Consider the following 14846-nt stretch of genomic DNA (forward strand, 5'->3'; position numbering starts at 1 on the left):
CCTCTCAGTTGGAAACGCTGCTGGTTTCTTCCACGGGATTGATGCGGTCGCCGTCACGGACGAAGACGCCCGCCTTGGCAACCACCTTGTCCCCTTCGCTCAGGCCTTCGGTCACCTCGACATAAGCGCCGTCCTGAATGCCGGTGCGGATCTCCACCATCTGGACGGTGCCATCGGAAACCTTGCGCACCGTCGTCTTGCCGCCTTCGGTGGTGATCGCGGACAGCGGAAGGGCGATCCCCTTTGCTTCGCTGACAATGATCGCCGCACTGCCATACATGCCCGACCGGGCGGCCAGATCGTCGTCGAGTGCGATATGAACCGCGCCCAAACGGGTGACGGGATCAACGACCGGAGAGATCAGGCGCACGGAACCCGTCAGGGGTTCGGTGCTGCCGGCAATCACAACGGCCGCCTTCTGGCCCGGCTTGAGGCGCAGGATATCACTTTCCGTGACATCCGCCACCAGTTCGATCTGCCCATCGCGGATGACCGTGAACAGCGGCTGACCGGCGCCGGATGCGATGGCGCCGATCCGGGCATTGCGAACGGAGATCGTGCCTGTGACGGGCGACTTGATCTCTGTGCGGGCAAGCCGAAGGTCGGTGTCTGCAATCTGGGTGTCGACAACCTTGATGTCGGCTTCCGCCACGGTGATTGCCTGGCGGGCAGTCTCGACCCGGGCCGTGGCGCTGGCGAGCGCTGTTTCCGCCTGCTCTTTTTGTGACGTTGATACGGAACCTGATGAGACCAAGCGCGTTGCACGTTCAAATTGGCGCTGGGCGTCGTTCAGGCTCGCTTCGGCTTCCACCAGCTGCGCCTGATACTGGGCAAGGGCGGCTTCTGCCTTCGCACGGTTGGCGAGAGACTGGCTGCGCTGAAGCAGGAGAATGTCTTCGCTCAGTTTCGCGACGACCGCGTCAGCCTGGACCGTGTCGCCCACATCGACGTTCAGGGACTGGATCTGCAGACCCTCAACCTGAGGCTGGATCTGCACCTCTTCCTCGGCGCGGAGCGTGCCGGTTGAGACGACCCTGTCGACGAGGTCACGGCTCTCAGCCGTCGTGACGATGATGGCAGGAAGGTTCTGCGCTGGTGCTGCTGGCTGTTCCTGGCCAATGGCAACAGAGGCCGCCAATGACAGAGTGGCAGCCATCAGCACGGACTTCGCGCTCGCGTTTCGAAACATGAGACCCTTCCCAGAGGATGATAAAAGCAACTATCAGAGCATTACGTTTTGTCAGCCGGATCGGCTCACAGCGTCGATGCTACCGACATTCATACGCTGTTTTCAACTTTTCGGCATCTGAACCCAGATGAAGAGGTGGGGGATCGCAAAACCCCTTGCAAGAGCCTTAAAGGCCAATTGCGATATGGGCGTGAAAATAGTTCAATATAGAACGATGGTGTTGCCGATTTGCCAGTTTCGGCCGCTGAAATTGATCAGTAAAACCTACAAATAGACACGGGGATTGCTCCCCGTGTCCTTTATTCGCTGTGGTCCGCCAAGACTATTTCAGGGCCGCGTCGGTGATCTCGGTCGTGAAGGCACCGGTCGGTTCCTTGGTGATGACAGGATCCGAGCCGCCACCGAGCAGGGTCTTGACCGTGCGGTCGTAGTCGGCCTGATCGAGCGCGCCGTTGGAGCCGGCCGTCAGCTTGGCGACTTCGCTCATCATGCGCTTCTGATGGGCTTCGGTCTGAGCGCCGGAAGCGTCGTTTTCGAGCACGATTTCAGCCGCTTCGTCGGAGTTCTCCTCGGCATACTTCCAGCCCTTCATCGAAGCGCGGACAAACTTGACCATCTTTTCCTTGAAGGCTGGGTCGGCAAGCTTGTCTTCGAGCACGTAGAGGCCGTCTTCGAGGGTGGCCACGCCTTCGTCTTCATACTTGAAGGTCACCAGCTCCTCCGGCTTGATGCCGGCGTCGATGACCTGCCAGTATTCGTTGTAGGTCATGGTAGAGATGCAGGCGGCCTGCTTCTGGAGCAGCGGGTCGACGTTGAAGCCCTGCTTCAGGACGGTGACGCCACCTTCCGAACCGTCGGTCTTGATGCCGAGCGTGCTCATCCAGGACAGGAACGGGTATTCGTTGCCGAAGAACCAGACGCCGAGCGTCTTGCCCTTGAAATCCTCAGGCTTGGTAATGCCGGTTTCCTTGAGGCAGGTCAGCATCATGCCCGAGGACTTGAAGGGCTGGGCGATGTTGACGAGCGGAACGCCCTTTTCGCGGGTTGCGAGCGCCGACGGCATCCAGTCGACGATCACGTCTGCGCCGCCGCCAGCCAGTACCTGCGGAGGAGCAATATCCGGGCCGCCCGGCTTGATTTCGACGTCGAGGCCTTCTTCTTCGTAGAATCCCTTGTCTTTGGCGACGTAATAGCCGGCGAACTGGGCCTGGGTTACCCATTTCAGCTGGAGGGTCACCTTGTCGGCAGCGGCGGCCTGCATGGCGGTCAGCGAGACCGCAGCAGCCAGCAGCATGGATGCGAGTTTGACAGTCATTTCAGTTCCCTCTTTTTTGTTGGTTCAGTTCACGCCCGTCCACCACGGACGGACGGATGCCAGAAGGTGACCCGGCGTTCTGCCAGTGCCACCAATCCGTAGAAGACCGAGCCGGCGAGTGCGGCAACCGCAATCTCGGCCCAGACCATGTCGACATTCGAGCGTCCGACCTCTGTCGAGATACGGAAGCCCATGCCGACAATCGGGGTGCCGAAGAATTCTGCCACGATCGCACCGATCAGCGCGAGGGTGGAATTGATCTTCAGCGCATTGAAGATGAAAGGCCAGGCGGCGGGAAGCCTGAGCCGCACCAGCGTCTGCCACCAGGAAGCGGCATAGGTGTGCATCAGGTCGCGTTCCATATGGCTGGCGGCGGCCAGTCCCTGCACGGTGTTCACCAGCATCGGGAAGAAGGTCATGATGACGACGACCGCGACCTTGGACTGCCAGTCGAAGCCGAACCACATGACCATGATCGGGGCGATGCCGACAACCGGGAGTGCGGACACGAAATTGCCGATCGGTAGCAGGCCCTTCTGCAGGAAGGGCGAGCGGTCGATCAGGATCGCGACGAGGAAGCCGAGGCCGCAGCCGGCGACATAACCTGTTATCACCGACTTCAGGAAGGTCTGCTGGAAATCCGCCCAGAGGATATGGGTGGAGGTGAGGATACGGGCCCAGATCATCGAGGGGGCTGGGAGCAGGATCGAGGGGATCTCGAAGCCGCGCACCATGCATTCCCAGATGACCAGCAGGGTCACGCCGAAGATCAGGGGTACGGCCAGGCCGATCGCGCGTTTCGTCGTCTGGTCCTTTGGACGGCGGCGGACAAGCCACTCGTTGAGACCCCAGGCGCCGAGCCAGAAGAGGATAGCGAAGACGAGATAACCGTTCATGGCTTGACCCCCATGCGTGCCAGCACCCGTGTGTGGGCCATGCCGACGATCGAGACGAGCAGGGCAGCCAGCCCCGCCGCCATGAAGAGCGCTGCCCAGATCTGGATGGTCTGGCCGTAATAGGAACCAGACAGCAGTCGGGCACCGAGACCGGCGACGGCACCTGTCGGCAGCTCTCCGACGATGGCTCCGACCAGCGAAATGGCGATTGCCACCTTCAGCGAGGTGAAGAGGTAGGGCATCGACGCCGGCCAGCGGAGCTTCCAGAAGGTCTGAGACTGGCTGGCATTATAGGTGTGCATCAGGTCGAGGAGCAGGATGTCCGGACTGCGCAGGCCCTTCACCATGCCGACGACGATCGGGAAGAAGGAAAGATAGGTGGAAATCAGCGCCTTGGGCATGAGGCCTGAGATGCCGATGGAATTCAGAACGACGATAATCATCGGCGCAATGGCGAGGATCGGGATCGTCTGGGAGGCGATGACCCAGGGCATCAGCGACTTGTCCATAGCCCTGTTATGAACGATGGCGATGGCAAGTACGATTCCAAGCACGGTGCCCATGGCAAAGCCGGCAAGCGTCGCCGAAAGCGTGATCCAGGCGTGGTAAACGAGGCTGCGCTTGGAGGTGACGGACTTGTTGAACACCGTATCCCAGAGTTCGGCGACGATCTGGTGCGGAGCCGGCAGGACCGGGCGCTCCTGCGCGAAGGTTCGCTCGACGATCTGGGAGAAGGTTATCGTCTCGCCGGCACGTGCCGCCTGGTCGCGCACGAAGGGCGCGTTCAGATAGACGACGAAGACATGCCAGATCACGAGGATCGCCAGGAGGACCGTCAGGACCGGCAGGATTCGATCTCGGAAGGCGGAAGGAGCCGAGGTCATCAGGCGCCTCCTTTTGCAGGAAAGAGCATCAGGGCCATGGAGACGACACCGAGCGCAACGCCCGCCATCTGAACTGCGCTCAGCCGTTCACCGAAGAGGAGAAAGGCGATGACATTGATGAGTACCAGCTGGGCCACGGCGGACGCGGAGATCGCAAGGCCAAGGCCACCCTCACGCATTAGTTTCACCATCATCAGATTGCCGACGCAGTAGAGGGCGAGAGAGGCCACGAGTACCCAGAGCTTGCCGTTGTCGACATAGGCGCGGCTGACGGCGGCGGCACCCAGGAAGGTCGCCATGGCAGCACCGAGCCAGAGGAGGAAGGTGGGGTTCATGGGGTGTTCCCCTTATTCACGGAACTATTCCTCATAGCTGTGCCCCGCCTTCAGGCCCTCGCGCACCCGGTGCGCGATCTCGAGAAACTCCGGTGTCTCGCGGATGTCGAGCGGGCGTTCCTTGGGCAACGTCGACTCGATGATATCGGTAACCCGGCCAGGCCGCGGGCTCATGACGACGATCTTGGTCGAGAGGTAGACGGCCTCGGGGATCGAATGGGTGACGAAGCATATCGTCTTGTTGGTGCGGTCCCAGAGCTTCAGGAGCTCGGAGTTCAGGTGGTCGCGGACGATTTCGTCGAGCGCGCCAAAGGGTTCGTCCATCAAGAGCAGGTCGGCGTCGAAGGCGAGCGCGCGGGCGATCGAGGCGCGCTGCTGCATCCCGCCTGACAGCTGCCAGGGATATTTCTTGGCAAAGCCCGAGAGGTTGACCAGTTCCAGCGTCTGTTCGATGCGCTTCTTCTTTTCTGCCGCACTGTAGCCCATGATTTCGAGCGGGAGCGCGATGTTGTTTTCGATCGTGCGCCAGGGATAGAGGGCCGCTGCCTGGAAGACATAGCCGTAGGAGCGCGCCTTGCGTGCTTCTTCCGGTGTCATGCCATTGACCGTGATCTCGCCGGCGGTGTGCTTTTCGAGATCGGCGATAACGCGCAGGAAGGTGGTCTTGCCGCAGCCGGAGGGGCCGATGAAGGAGACGAAATCGCCCTTCTTCACCTCGAGATCGACATTCGACAGGGCGTGGACGGGGCCGTCATTGGTCTCGAAGGTGAGGCTCAGGTTCCTGGCCGAGACAACGGAGTAGGGTGCATTCATGCGCTAGGACCAATCGGGTTTGTTGCAAAGGCAGCCTGCCTCTTGCATTCTTTTGACATGCGGCCGCTCGGGAGCAGCGGAGAAGGAGGGGCGGCCTCGCCGCAGAAGGGATGAGGATCAGACCATGGACACATCAGCAAAGCCCACCTGCCGGATCGTGAAGCCCGGCCATACCTATGAGGGCAAGCAGGGACTGAGTTATTTCGAGGGCATTGCCGCCGAGACGGTCGGCGCCAAGGGCATCTGCATGCATGTGCTGACCATGCCGCCCGGCGCGCGCGCCAAGGCGCATCTGCACGAGAGCCACGAGACGGCGATCTATATGCTCTCCGGTCAGGCGCATACCTGGTATGGCGACCGGCTGGAGAACCATGTGGTGGTTCACGCGGGCGAGCTGTTTTACATTCCGGCCGGCGTGCCGCATCTGCCGGCGAACCTGTCGAACGCGCCCTGCACGGCGATCATTGCGCGCACCGACCCGAACGAGCAGGAAAGCGTCGTGCTGCTGCCGGAGCTGGATGGCTTGGTCGAGGTGTAGCGCAGGGTTCATCTGGCCAGACCTTCTGTCTGGGGCCGGGCGATCCACCTGTAGATGATCGCGCAGATCATGCCTGTCGGAGCGAGCGACATCGCCATTGATGCCTCGTTCTGATTGAAGAAGCGGCCCCAGGTTGCCAGTTGCAAAAGGGCGATGCCGGAGAGGGGGCAGGCGGCACCCGCGATGGCGAAATGCCACCAGCGGTTCCAACGCATTCGCAGCAGCACCCAGGTCGCGAGCAAGGTGAAGGGGGCAGCCAGCAACAAGGCAACCGGCAGGATCTCCAGGGTCAGCCTAATGACCGGCAGTATCGAACCCGGAAAGAGCATGAAGCGCGGCAGGCGGCCATAAGTGAACGCATCTGTCACTTCAAATGTTGCCCAGATGCCCATGACGCCGACAAAAACGGCGGCTGCATAGCCTGCGCCGAAGCGGGCAGTCTTAAGCAACCATGTCCTGTTTGCTGGCCTCACCCTCACACCCCCGTCGCCGGAATGCCCGTGCGTTCCACCTTGCGCGGCGCCACGAGTTCCTTCCAGGTCGACAGTGCCTTGGATACGGCGGGGAAGGGCTCGCGTTTGACGAACTTTCCGTGGCCCTCGCGGGTCTTCACTGCATTTTCCTCGATCGCGACATAACCGCGGGTCAGCGTGTAGCGCGGCAGGCCAGTGACGGTCTTGCCCTCGAAGACATTGTAATCGATCGAGGACTGCTGGGTCTTGGCGGAGATGGTTTTGGAGCGCTTGGGATCCCAGACCACGAGGTCGGCATCGGCGCCGACAAGGACGGCGCCCTTCTTCGGGTAGATGTTGAGGATCTTGGCAATGTTGGTCGAGGTGACCGCGACGAATTCGTTCATCGTCAGGCGACCGGTCGCAACACCATAGGTCCAGAGCATCGGCATGCGGTCTTCGAGACCCCCGGTGCCGTTCGGGATCTTGGCGAAGTTGCCGACGCCGAAGCGCTTCTGTTCGCTGGTAAAGGCGCAGTGGTCGGTGGCGACAACCGAGAGCGAACCGGACTGCAGGCCCGCCCAGAGACTGTCCTGGTGCTGCTTGTTGCGGAAGGGGGGCGACATGACGCGGCGGGCGGCGTGGTCCCAGTCCTTGTTGAAGTATTCGCTTTCGTCGAGCGTCAGGTGCTGGATCAGCGGCTCGCCATAGACGCGCATGCCCTTCTGCCGGGCGCGGCGGATGGCCTCATGCGCCTGTTCGCATGACGTGTGCACGACATAAAGGGGAACACCGGCCATGTCGGCCAGCATGATCGCGCGGTTGGTGGCCTCGCCCTCGACCTCAGGCGGACGGGAATAGGCATGGGCCTCGGGACCGTTATTGCCTTCGGCGAGGAGCTTTGCGGTCATCGAGGCGACGACGTCACCGTTCTCGGCATGCACCATCGGCAGGGCGCCAAGCTCGGCGCAGCGCTGGAAGGAGGCGAACATCTCGTCGTCATTCACCATCAGTGCGCCCTTGTAGGCCATGAAGTGCTTGAAGGTGTTGATGCCGCGATCCTGGACGACCGTTTTCATCTCGTCGAAGATACGTTCGTTCCAGCCGGTGATCGCCATGTGGAAAGAATAGTCAGCCGTGGCGCGCGAGGTCTTGTTGTCCCACATCTGGAGCGCTTCGAGCAGCGACTGATCCGGGCCCGGCAGACAGAAATCGACGACCATGGTCGTGCCGCCGGAGAGGCCGGCGCGCGTGCCGCTTTCGAAATCATCCGCCGAGTAGGTGCCCATGAAGGGCATTTCCAGATGCACGTGCGGGTCGATGCCGCCGGGCATAACATAACAGCCGGCCGCATCCAGCACGGTGTCCCCGGAGAGGTTCTGCCCGATCTCGACGATCACGCCCCCCTCGATCTTGACGTCGGCCTTATAGGTCAGATCGGCGGTGACGATCGTGCCGCCCTTGATGACTGTGGTGGTCATTTGCTCTCTCCCCGTGTCGTGTTCTTGATGGTTGTTTCAACGAGCTCTCCGGCAAGCTTGGTTGCCCAGTGCGCTGCGTTCGCCTCCGGCGCCCCCTCATCCGGCGCTACGCGCCACCTTCTCCCCGCTGAGGAGAAGAGGTCACGCTGGCGTTGTGCGCCCTCATTTCCTCTAGCTACGCTGCGGCGACCGGAGTGCTTCCTGTGGTACGGCGAGGTCCCCGCACGCTCCCTCTTCTCCCCAGCGGGGAGACGGTGGCACGAAGGGCCGGATGAGGGGGCGCGGAGCGAGGGCATCATCACCCGACAATCTCCGCCGTCTCCAGAACCGCCCTGAGCAGCACGTCGCAGCCAGCACTTGCCCATTCCTTGGAAATCTCCTCCGCCTCATTGTGGCTCAAGCCGCCGACGCAAGGGCACATGATCATGGTCGAGGGCGCGACCTTCGCCGCCCAGCAGGCATCGTGGCCGGCGCCGGAGATGATGTTCATGTGGGAATAACCGAGATCTTCGGCCGCCTTGCGGACGGAGGCGACGAGTTTCGGATCGAAGGTCACCGGATCGAAATGGCCGACGGCCTCGACCGCGCAGCCGACGCCCAGCGCCGCGCAGATCTCGGCGGCCTTGGCCTCGATCGTCGCGCGCATGCGGTCGAGCTTCTCCTGGCTCGGCGTGCGAATGTCTACGGTGAAGACGACGGTGCCGGGCAGGACGTTGCGGGAATTGGGCGAGAACTTCACCTGGCCGACACCGCCGACGGCACCGGGCTGTTCACTCATCGCGACGTTCTGGACCATCTCCATGATCCGGGCCATGGCAAGGCCGGCATTGACGCGCAGGTTCATCGGTGTGGAGCCGGTATGGGCTTCGCGGCCGGTCAGGGTAAATTCCAGCCACCACAGGCCCTGACAGTGTGTGACGACGCCGATCTGCTTGTCCTCTGCTTCGAGGATGGGACCCTGTTCGATATGGTATTCGAAATAGGCGTGCATCTTTCTGGCGCCGACCACTTCGTCGCCCAGCCAGCCGATGCGCTTCAGCTCGTCGCCGAAGGTCTTGCCGTCCATGTCCTTGCGGGCATAGGCGTAATCCTGGGTGAGCACGCCGGCAAACACGCCGGATGCCAACATGGCGGGAGCGAAGCGGGCGCCTTCCTCGTTCGTCCAGTTGGTAACGACGATGGGGTGCTTCGTCTTGATGTTGAGGTCGTTCATCGACCTGATCACTTCCAGACCGGCGAGGACGCCGAGCACGCCGTCATACTTGCCGCCGGTCGGCTGGGTGTCGAGATGGCTGCCGATATAAACGGGCAGGGCGTCGGCGTCGGTGCCGGGGCGGGTCATGAACATGTTGCCCATGGTATCGACGCCCATGGTGAGGCCAGCGTCTTCGCACCAGCGCTGAAAGAGGCGACGGCCTTCCGCGTCCTCGTCCGTCAGGGTCTGGCGATTGTTGCCGCCGGCAATGCCGGGGCCGATCTTCGCCATCTCCATGAGCATGTCCCACAGACGATCGCCGTTCACGCGAAGGTTGTTGCCGGGTTGCGCCGTCATTGCAGATCCTCACCTGTTTGTCAGAACCGGATCTTCCGCCCGATTCCCATGTTCCCCGGGTCAGCAGCAGCGGCTTGTGTTGTTTTTTCCGCTGTCGTATCGGCAGTTGCCTTTATTTGACATCTGTCCAATAATTTGACCGACTGGTAAAACATTACAACTTCCATCACGGCACTCAAGACGAAATCGGCAAAATTCTGCGACAAAAATTCAAGCAGATGCCCAGATTTTGGGCTTCAATATTGCTGAGTGAGTTCAGTATCTTAGGCGGGGAACAACTCTAAGATGGCAATATCGAGAGCGGCGCAAACCCAGAGGCGGACGCGGATCCAGGAGGAGAAGGAGGAGCTCATCCTGGAGGCGGCGCTGGAGGTGTTCTCGCAGCGGGGATTCCATGGCTCGACGATCGACCAGATCGCCGAGGTCGCGGGCATGTCGAAGCCCAATCTGCTCTACTATTTCCGCACCAAGGAAGCCATGCACCGGGCCTTGATCGACCGAGTGCTGGAGAACTGGCTCGAGCCACTGCAGGCCTTCGACGCGGATGGCGATCCCGAACACGAGATCAGGTCCTACATACGCCGCAAGCTGGAGATGGCGCGGGAGTTTCCGCGCGAAAGCCGGCTGTTTGCCAACGAGATCCTGCAGGGTGCGCCGCATATCGCCGGCGTGCTCGAAGGACCGCTAAAGGAGCTTGTGGACGAGAAGGCCGAGGTCATCAGGGCCTGGATCGCTGCGGCCAAGATCCGGGAATGCGACCCGCATCACATGATCTTCTCGATCTGGTCGACCACACAGCACTATGCCGACTTCGACGTCCAGGTCCGTTCCGTGCTGGGGGCGAGCCGAGAAGGCGAGGATCGCTTCGAGGCGGCCGCGTCCTTCCTCGAAGGTCTTTTCGTGCATGGCCTGATTGTGAAGCCGGTCGTCAGTCCCTGAGCAGACCCATCACCAGAAGACCGGCGGCCGTGACGAGCGCACCGAGAAAAACGGCCGGGCTTGCCCAGCCGTGGCCGAGCATGCCTTCCAGGAGGATGATGAAGGTCGGCGTCAGATAGCCGTAGCCCAGCACCTTGGGTGCTGGCAGGCGCATCGAGGCGTATTGCAGCAACATGAAGGTGAGTGCTGTCGTCACGATCGAGAGATAGGCGATCGTCGCCCAGACCATGGGTGGTAGGCTCGCAAAATCCGTAATCGCGAGCGGGACAGCGCCGGTCGGCAGGAGCCAGGGGATGGTGAAGACCACAACCCAGAAACCGAAGGCGACCGGGTTGTCTCCCTGATTGAACTTGCGGATCAGCGGCACGTAGGCGCCGTGGCAGATGACGCCAATGAAATAGATCAGTTCCCCACGCCCAACGTCGAAGGAGAGGATCGCCTGGATGTCGGCGCGGAAGATGACCCAAATTGCGCCAAGGGCTGCAATCACGAGTGCAATGAACACATCCGGGCGGGTTTTCTGCCCGATGAAGACGAGCGCAAAGCCGGCGCTGATCAATGGCATCAGGGTGAAGACGGCGCCCGTCTGCACAGGGCTGGTGAATTCCAACGCCACGAACATGGTCAGCATGTAGACGGCGATCAGCCCGCCGAGCAGGGCAAAGCGCCAGATCCGCTGGGGAGCCCGGAAAGGAACGCGCAGGATGCCGAAGGTCAGGACACCCATCACGACCACGGTCATCAGGTAGCGCCACAGTGTCAGTGGGCCGGCATCCATGTGCTGTGCCGCCATGCCGCCAAAGGAGAAGGAGCCGGCGATCAGGGCGGCAAAGAGCAGCATTGCCGCATGCGCCTTCAGCTTTTCACGACCCTTGGCATGCACCGTATGCTGATTGACGGGCCTGTCTGCTGTTGACGCTTGCTCTGTCATGGCATGTCTTTCGACCGGAACTGGTCTCTCCGTTCGCGTCACTTGACCCGACCGGCTTTCTCATTCATCTGCGATCCGGGACGCGCGTCACTGCGTCGTCCGAGGACATTCTTCCGGCAGTTAATCGAAAGCGGACCTGATGACAACGACGATCGGCTTCAGTGATACCGACAAGAGCACAAGTGCGGTGCTGCAGGATGTGATCGACTCGATGGATGAGGATCACGTAACGCTGCGGCAGATCCTTCAGAAGATGGGTGAAAGCGGGCTACTGCTGCTTTGCGGCCTGTTGTCTCTACCCTTCCTGGTGCCGGTTTCGATTCCGGGTGTCTCTACCGTCTTCGGTGCCGGCATCGTGCTGATCGGGATTGCGATTACCTTCAACCGCTTTCCGTGGTTGCCGGAGAAGGTGGCCGACCGCAAGCTCGAACGGGCGCGCCTTGTCCCGGTTCTGGAACGAGGTCTCAAGATCCTGAGAAAGGTCGACCGTTATGTCCGTCCCCGCTTGCTGGGCCTGACGCACGGGGCGCTGGTCAACCGTATCAACGGTGTCGTTCTGACGGCCGCCGGCGTGCTCTTGATGATGCCGCTTGGCTTCATTCCGTTCTCGAACACGCTGCCCGGTGTGGCGATCCTGCTTCTGTCGACCGGTATTTCCCAAAGGGACGGCATGGTCGTTGCGATGGGACACCTGATGGTGCTGCTGACGCTCGTCTATTTCTCGGCGCTGGCCTATGCCGGGTTCGCCGCTGGCCAGAGCCTGCTCAGCTGATCCATCTCCGAAGCGCGGTTCAGGCGCTCCGCCGCAGCAGGTCTTCGCGCTGCAAGGCATGTTTCCTTGCAAAATCGATGAAATTGTCCGGGCTCATCGGCCGCGCCAGCGCGTAGCCCTGCAGCGTCTGGCAACCGAGATCGCGCAGGATCGCCGCATGCTCCATGGTTTCCACGCCCTCTGCGACGATGCCGATCCCGTAAGAGCGGCCGATATCGACGATCGAGCTGATCAGCTTGCGCTGAGCAGGGCTTGTGACGATCGGGGCCACCAGTTGCCGATCGATCTTCAAGCGGCTCGGCGATAGCTTGATCAGCGAGAGGATCGAGGCGTAACCGGTGCCGAAATCGTCGATTTCGATGGCAATGCCCTGAGTGCGGATGCGCTCGAGGCTTTCCGCCACGGCATCAGCCTTGTCGTCGAAGGAAATCGATTCCAGCAACTCGAATGAAAGGCTGCCCGGCTTGAAGTCGAGCTTGGCCAGGTGGTCGAGCAGCTTGTCCTCGAACAACCTCTGGGCAGAAATGTTGACTGAGACATGCTCGATGCCGAGACCCTCGGTCTTCCAGCGAGCCAGTTGCTCGAGTGCCTGATCGAGAATGCTCGCGTCGATCTGGGACACGACATTCAGGTTTTCGGCCGTTTCGAGGAATGCGTTGGGTGCGAGGATGCCCTTTTGCGGATGGTGCCAGCGCGCGAGCGCCTCCACACCGTTGATCGCAAGCGTTCGGGCATCGAATTGCGGCTGATACCAGGCGATGAAATCGTCGTCGCCCAAAGACCGAAGAATGGCGTCGGCGGTGCGCTTGATGTTGATCGTGCGAGCGCGCAGCTGGTCGTTGAAACGCTCGACGCGGTTTCGGCCACGGCGTTTTGCCTCGTAGAGGGCGATGTCCGCATTGACGAGGAGCTGTTCGGCGGTCAGTTCGGGCTCGATTCTGTCGGCGATACCGATCGATGCGCCGACACGGCATTCGTGTCCATTGTAGACGATGGGCCGGTTGACGGCCGAGATCAGGTTCGAGCCCATGGCCTCGTAGCCTTCGGAGATATCGCAGCCCTGGCAGACGATGACGAATTCATCGCCGCCGATCCGGGCGACGAAATCGCATTCACCGACCATGCTTTGCAGTTCCTGCGCGACATGGCGAAGAATGGCGTCGCCGGCACCATGGCCAAGCGTGTCGTTGATTTCCTTGAAGCGGTCCAGATCCATGTGGAGTACGGTCAGCCTTGCCTCGGGCCGATCGGGGGCTGCAGCCAGTGCCTCGAGGCGCTGGTCCAGATAGCGGCGATTGGGCAGGCCGGTCAGCGCATCGTGCAGCGAATTGTACTCCATGCGCTGCCGTGCGGTTTCCAGCTCCTCGTTGCGCTGTGCCGTCTCGCGCTGTGCTTGGCTGAGTTCTTCCTGCAGAAGCACGTCAGCGCTGACATCCCAGTTGACGCCGAGCAAGAGCATCTTGTTTTTCTGGTCGCCGAAGGCAGTGCCGACCGTGCGGAAATGCACGATTTTCCCGTCCGGGCGGATGACCCGGAAGCGGCCCGTATAGGAGGATTGGTTTTCGATGGCTTGCCGCATGCCCTCCTCGATGGCATCGACATCTTCGGGATCGACCATTGACCGCCAGGTTTCGCCGGTAATCGGTGTGTCAGGTGTCAGTCCGTAGAGATTATAGAGACGTTCGTCCCAGATGAGGTGATCGCTGCCGACATCCATCTCCCAGACGCCAATGCGGGAGGATTCGAGTGCGACGCCAAGACGATACGACATGGCGAGAAGCTCTTCCTCGCGTTGCCGGAGAGCCGCATAGTTACGCTGCCGCTCCCGCATCAGCCCGGCGACCCAGATGACGCTTCCGGCGATCAGCGCGGACATGGCGGCGATCATGCTGCGGATCAGGACGTCGGGGCGGCTCATCGCGTGCCAGCCACCCTTGGGCACCGCCGAAATGGCCCATTTCTCGTTGCCGAGATCCACAATCATGGTGACCGGGTCGTCGGTCAGGACGTGACTGTCGCCGTAGATCACGGCCTGGTTTCCCGTCTGTTGACTGTCGTCGGTAATGGTGATGGCGAGCGGCGAATCCGGGGCTCGCAGGCCGCTGTCGTCATAGAGCCTCGTGACGTCGACGACCCCCGCCAAGCCACCCCAAAAGACCCGCTTGCCGTCGTCATTGGTCATCTCCACGGGCAGCGTGATGATCAGGCCCATGGCGCCATTCTTGAGCGGCAACGGGCCGCTGATGATTGTCTTGCCCTCTTCGCGCAACTGGCGCACCGCTTCCTCGCCATTCGGTGGCGGGAGTATCCAGTTCCCGATGAAGGACTTGTTGTCCTCGTAGGGGTGGACGAAACTCGTGATGAGATTGGGTGCTGCAACGATGTTGCCGATCTGGGAGGGCGTCGACAGGAGGCTTGATGCCAACGCCTCGAAACGCTTCTGCGTGACATAGGGCTCGGTCCCGATCACCGCGACCATGCCCTGCAAAAGCTTGATATTGGCGTTGATGTTGGCTTCGAGCTTGGTGCGGATCAGGCCAAGGTTTTCCCCGACCGCATTGCGGGCCGCCTCGCGGCTCAATCGTTGCTGCTGAAGGTCGGCATATAAGGCGGAGACGGCAACACCTGCCAGAACGATGGCGCTCGGAATGAGGATCTGCAGGCGCGATCGCAGGCTCGATCCACCATCCGTATTCTTGCTCTTTATCGCCATGGTCTCCTTGCCCGGCTGGCCCGGCCTGACGAAAAT

At 61.3% G+C, this 14846-nt stretch carries 14 protein-coding genes; 3 read left to right on the plus strand and 11 right to left on the minus strand.

What is annotated here, in order from left to right:
* Positions 1–4: 4 nt before the first annotated feature.
* From BSY240_RS20560 to BSY240_RS20585, 6 genes are all read right to left on the minus strand, one after another.
* A complete protein-coding gene (locus BSY240_RS20560) occupies positions 5–1189 on the minus strand; it encodes an efflux RND transporter periplasmic adaptor subunit (protein ID WP_069043551.1) in 1185 nt (394 codons plus the stop codon).
* Positions 1190–1511: 322 nt separating this feature from the next.
* Positions 1512–2504 carry an ABC transporter substrate-binding protein gene (locus BSY240_RS20565; RefSeq protein WP_069043552.1) on the minus strand — a complete coding sequence of 331 codons (993 nt, stop codon included), beginning with the start codon at positions 2502–2504 and terminating at the stop codon, positions 1512–1514.
* Between the two features lie 29 nt (positions 2505–2533).
* Positions 2534–3400 carry an ABC transporter permease gene (locus BSY240_RS20570; RefSeq protein ID WP_069043553.1) on the minus strand — a complete coding sequence of 289 codons (867 nt, stop codon included), beginning with the start codon at positions 3398–3400 and terminating at the stop codon, positions 2534–2536.
* Complete coding sequence (locus tag BSY240_RS20575; protein ID WP_069043554.1) at positions 3397–4284, minus strand: ABC transporter permease; 888 nt, start codon at positions 4282–4284, stop codon at positions 3397–3399. The genes BSY240_RS20570 and BSY240_RS20575 overlap by 4 nt, the downstream gene beginning before the upstream one ends.
* Complete coding sequence (locus BSY240_RS20580) at positions 4284–4619, minus strand: hypothetical protein (protein ID WP_069043555.1); 336 nt, start codon at positions 4617–4619, stop codon at positions 4284–4286. The genes BSY240_RS20575 and BSY240_RS20580 overlap by 1 nt, the downstream gene beginning before the upstream one ends.
* Before the next feature lie 24 nt (positions 4620–4643).
* Positions 4644–5432, minus strand: a complete 789-nt coding sequence (locus tag BSY240_RS20585; protein ID WP_054148384.1) for an ABC transporter ATP-binding protein — start codon at positions 5430–5432, stop codon at positions 4644–4646.
* A gap of 124 nt (positions 5433–5556) precedes the next feature.
* On the opposite strand from BSY240_RS20585, the gene BSY240_RS20590 reads away from it, so the two are divergent.
* Complete coding sequence (locus tag BSY240_RS20590) at positions 5557–5970, plus strand: cupin domain-containing protein (protein ID WP_069043556.1); 414 nt, start codon at positions 5557–5559, stop codon at positions 5968–5970.
* Positions 5971–5978: 8 nt separating this feature from the next.
* Here the strand turns inward: BSY240_RS20590 and BSY240_RS20595 are convergent, their stop codons facing one another.
* From BSY240_RS20595 to BSY240_RS20605, 3 genes are all read right to left on the minus strand, one after another.
* Positions 5979–6419, minus strand: a complete 441-nt coding sequence (locus BSY240_RS20595; protein ID WP_069043557.1) for a hypothetical protein — start codon at positions 6417–6419, stop codon at positions 5979–5981.
* Between the two features lie 26 nt (positions 6420–6445).
* On the minus strand, positions 6446–7903 hold the full coding sequence (gene hydA / locus BSY240_RS20600; protein ID WP_069043558.1) for a dihydropyrimidinase: 1458 nt from the start codon (positions 7901–7903) through the stop codon (positions 6446–6448).
* A gap of 298 nt (positions 7904–8201) precedes the next feature.
* The gene (locus tag BSY240_RS20605) at positions 8202–9455 is read right to left on the minus strand and encodes a Zn-dependent hydrolase (protein ID WP_069043559.1); all 1254 of its coding nucleotides are present in this window, start codon (positions 9453–9455) and stop codon (positions 8202–8204) included.
* A 285-nt stretch (positions 9456–9740) separates the two neighbouring features.
* On the opposite strand from BSY240_RS20605, the gene BSY240_RS20610 reads away from it, so the two are divergent.
* The gene (locus BSY240_RS20610) at positions 9741–10394 is read left to right on the plus strand and encodes a TetR family transcriptional regulator C-terminal domain-containing protein (protein ID WP_069043560.1); all 654 of its coding nucleotides are present in this window, start codon (positions 9741–9743) and stop codon (positions 10392–10394) included.
* Here BSY240_RS20610 and BSY240_RS20615 read toward each other — a convergent pair.
* On the minus strand, positions 10384–11325 hold the full coding sequence (locus BSY240_RS20615; RefSeq protein WP_054148392.1) for a DMT family transporter: 942 nt from the start codon (positions 11323–11325) through the stop codon (positions 10384–10386). The genes BSY240_RS20610 and BSY240_RS20615 overlap by 11 nt on opposite strands.
* Before the next feature lie 139 nt (positions 11326–11464).
* Between BSY240_RS20615 and BSY240_RS20620 the strand changes: the two genes are divergently transcribed.
* Positions 11465–12097, plus strand: a complete 633-nt coding sequence (locus tag BSY240_RS20620; RefSeq protein WP_069043561.1) for an exopolysaccharide biosynthesis protein — start codon at positions 11465–11467, stop codon at positions 12095–12097.
* Positions 12098–12116: 19 nt separating this feature from the next.
* Here the strand turns inward: BSY240_RS20620 and BSY240_RS20625 are convergent, their stop codons facing one another.
* Complete coding sequence (locus BSY240_RS20625; RefSeq protein ID WP_083229688.1) at positions 12117–14810, minus strand: bifunctional diguanylate cyclase/phosphodiesterase; 2694 nt, start codon at positions 14808–14810, stop codon at positions 12117–12119.
* Positions 14811–14846: the final 36 nt, after the last annotated feature.

The organism is Agrobacterium sp. RAC06 (assembly GCF_001713475.1).
GTDB lineage: Bacteria > Pseudomonadota > Alphaproteobacteria > Rhizobiales > Rhizobiaceae > Allorhizobium.

Bases quoted from the DNA above. Each gene is read 5' to 3' on its own strand.
- BSY240_RS20560 (WP_069043551.1), bottom strand. From the start codon at position 1,189: ATGTTTCGAAACGCGAGCGCGAAGTCCGTGCTGATGGCTGCCACTCTG.
- BSY240_RS20620 (WP_069043561.1), top strand. From the start codon at position 11,465: ATGACAACGACGATCGGCTTCAGTGATACCGACAAGAGCACAAGTGCG.
- BSY240_RS20625 (WP_083229688.1), bottom strand. From the start codon at position 14,810: ATGGCGATAAAGAGCAAGAATACGGATGGTGGATCGAGCCTGCGATCG.
- BSY240_RS20590 (WP_069043556.1), top strand. From the start codon at position 5,557: ATGGACACATCAGCAAAGCCCACCTGCCGGATCGTGAAGCCCGGCCAT.
- BSY240_RS20615 (WP_054148392.1), bottom strand. From the start codon at position 11,325: ATGACAGAGCAAGCGTCAACAGCAGACAGGCCCGTCAATCAGCATACG.
- hydA (WP_069043558.1), bottom strand. From the start codon at position 7,903: ATGACCACCACAGTCATCAAGGGCGGCACGATCGTCACCGCCGATCTG.
- BSY240_RS20565 (WP_069043552.1), bottom strand. From the start codon at position 2,504: ATGACTGTCAAACTCGCATCCATGCTGCTGGCTGCTGCGGTCTCGCTG.
- BSY240_RS20585 (WP_054148384.1), bottom strand. From the start codon at position 5,432: ATGAATGCACCCTACTCCGTTGTCTCGGCCAGGAACCTGAGCCTCACC.
- BSY240_RS20570 (WP_069043553.1), bottom strand. From the start codon at position 3,400: ATGAACGGTTATCTCGTCTTCGCTATCCTCTTCTGGCTCGGCGCCTGG.
- BSY240_RS20580 (WP_069043555.1), bottom strand. From the start codon at position 4,619: ATGAACCCCACCTTCCTCCTCTGGCTCGGTGCTGCCATGGCGACCTTC.
- BSY240_RS20610 (WP_069043560.1), top strand. From the start codon at position 9,741: ATGGCAATATCGAGAGCGGCGCAAACCCAGAGGCGGACGCGGATCCAG.
- BSY240_RS20575 (WP_069043554.1), bottom strand. From the start codon at position 4,284: ATGACCTCGGCTCCTTCCGCCTTCCGAGATCGAATCCTGCCGGTCCTG.
- BSY240_RS20605 (WP_069043559.1), bottom strand. From the start codon at position 9,455: ATGACGGCGCAACCCGGCAACAACCTTCGCGTGAACGGCGATCGTCTG.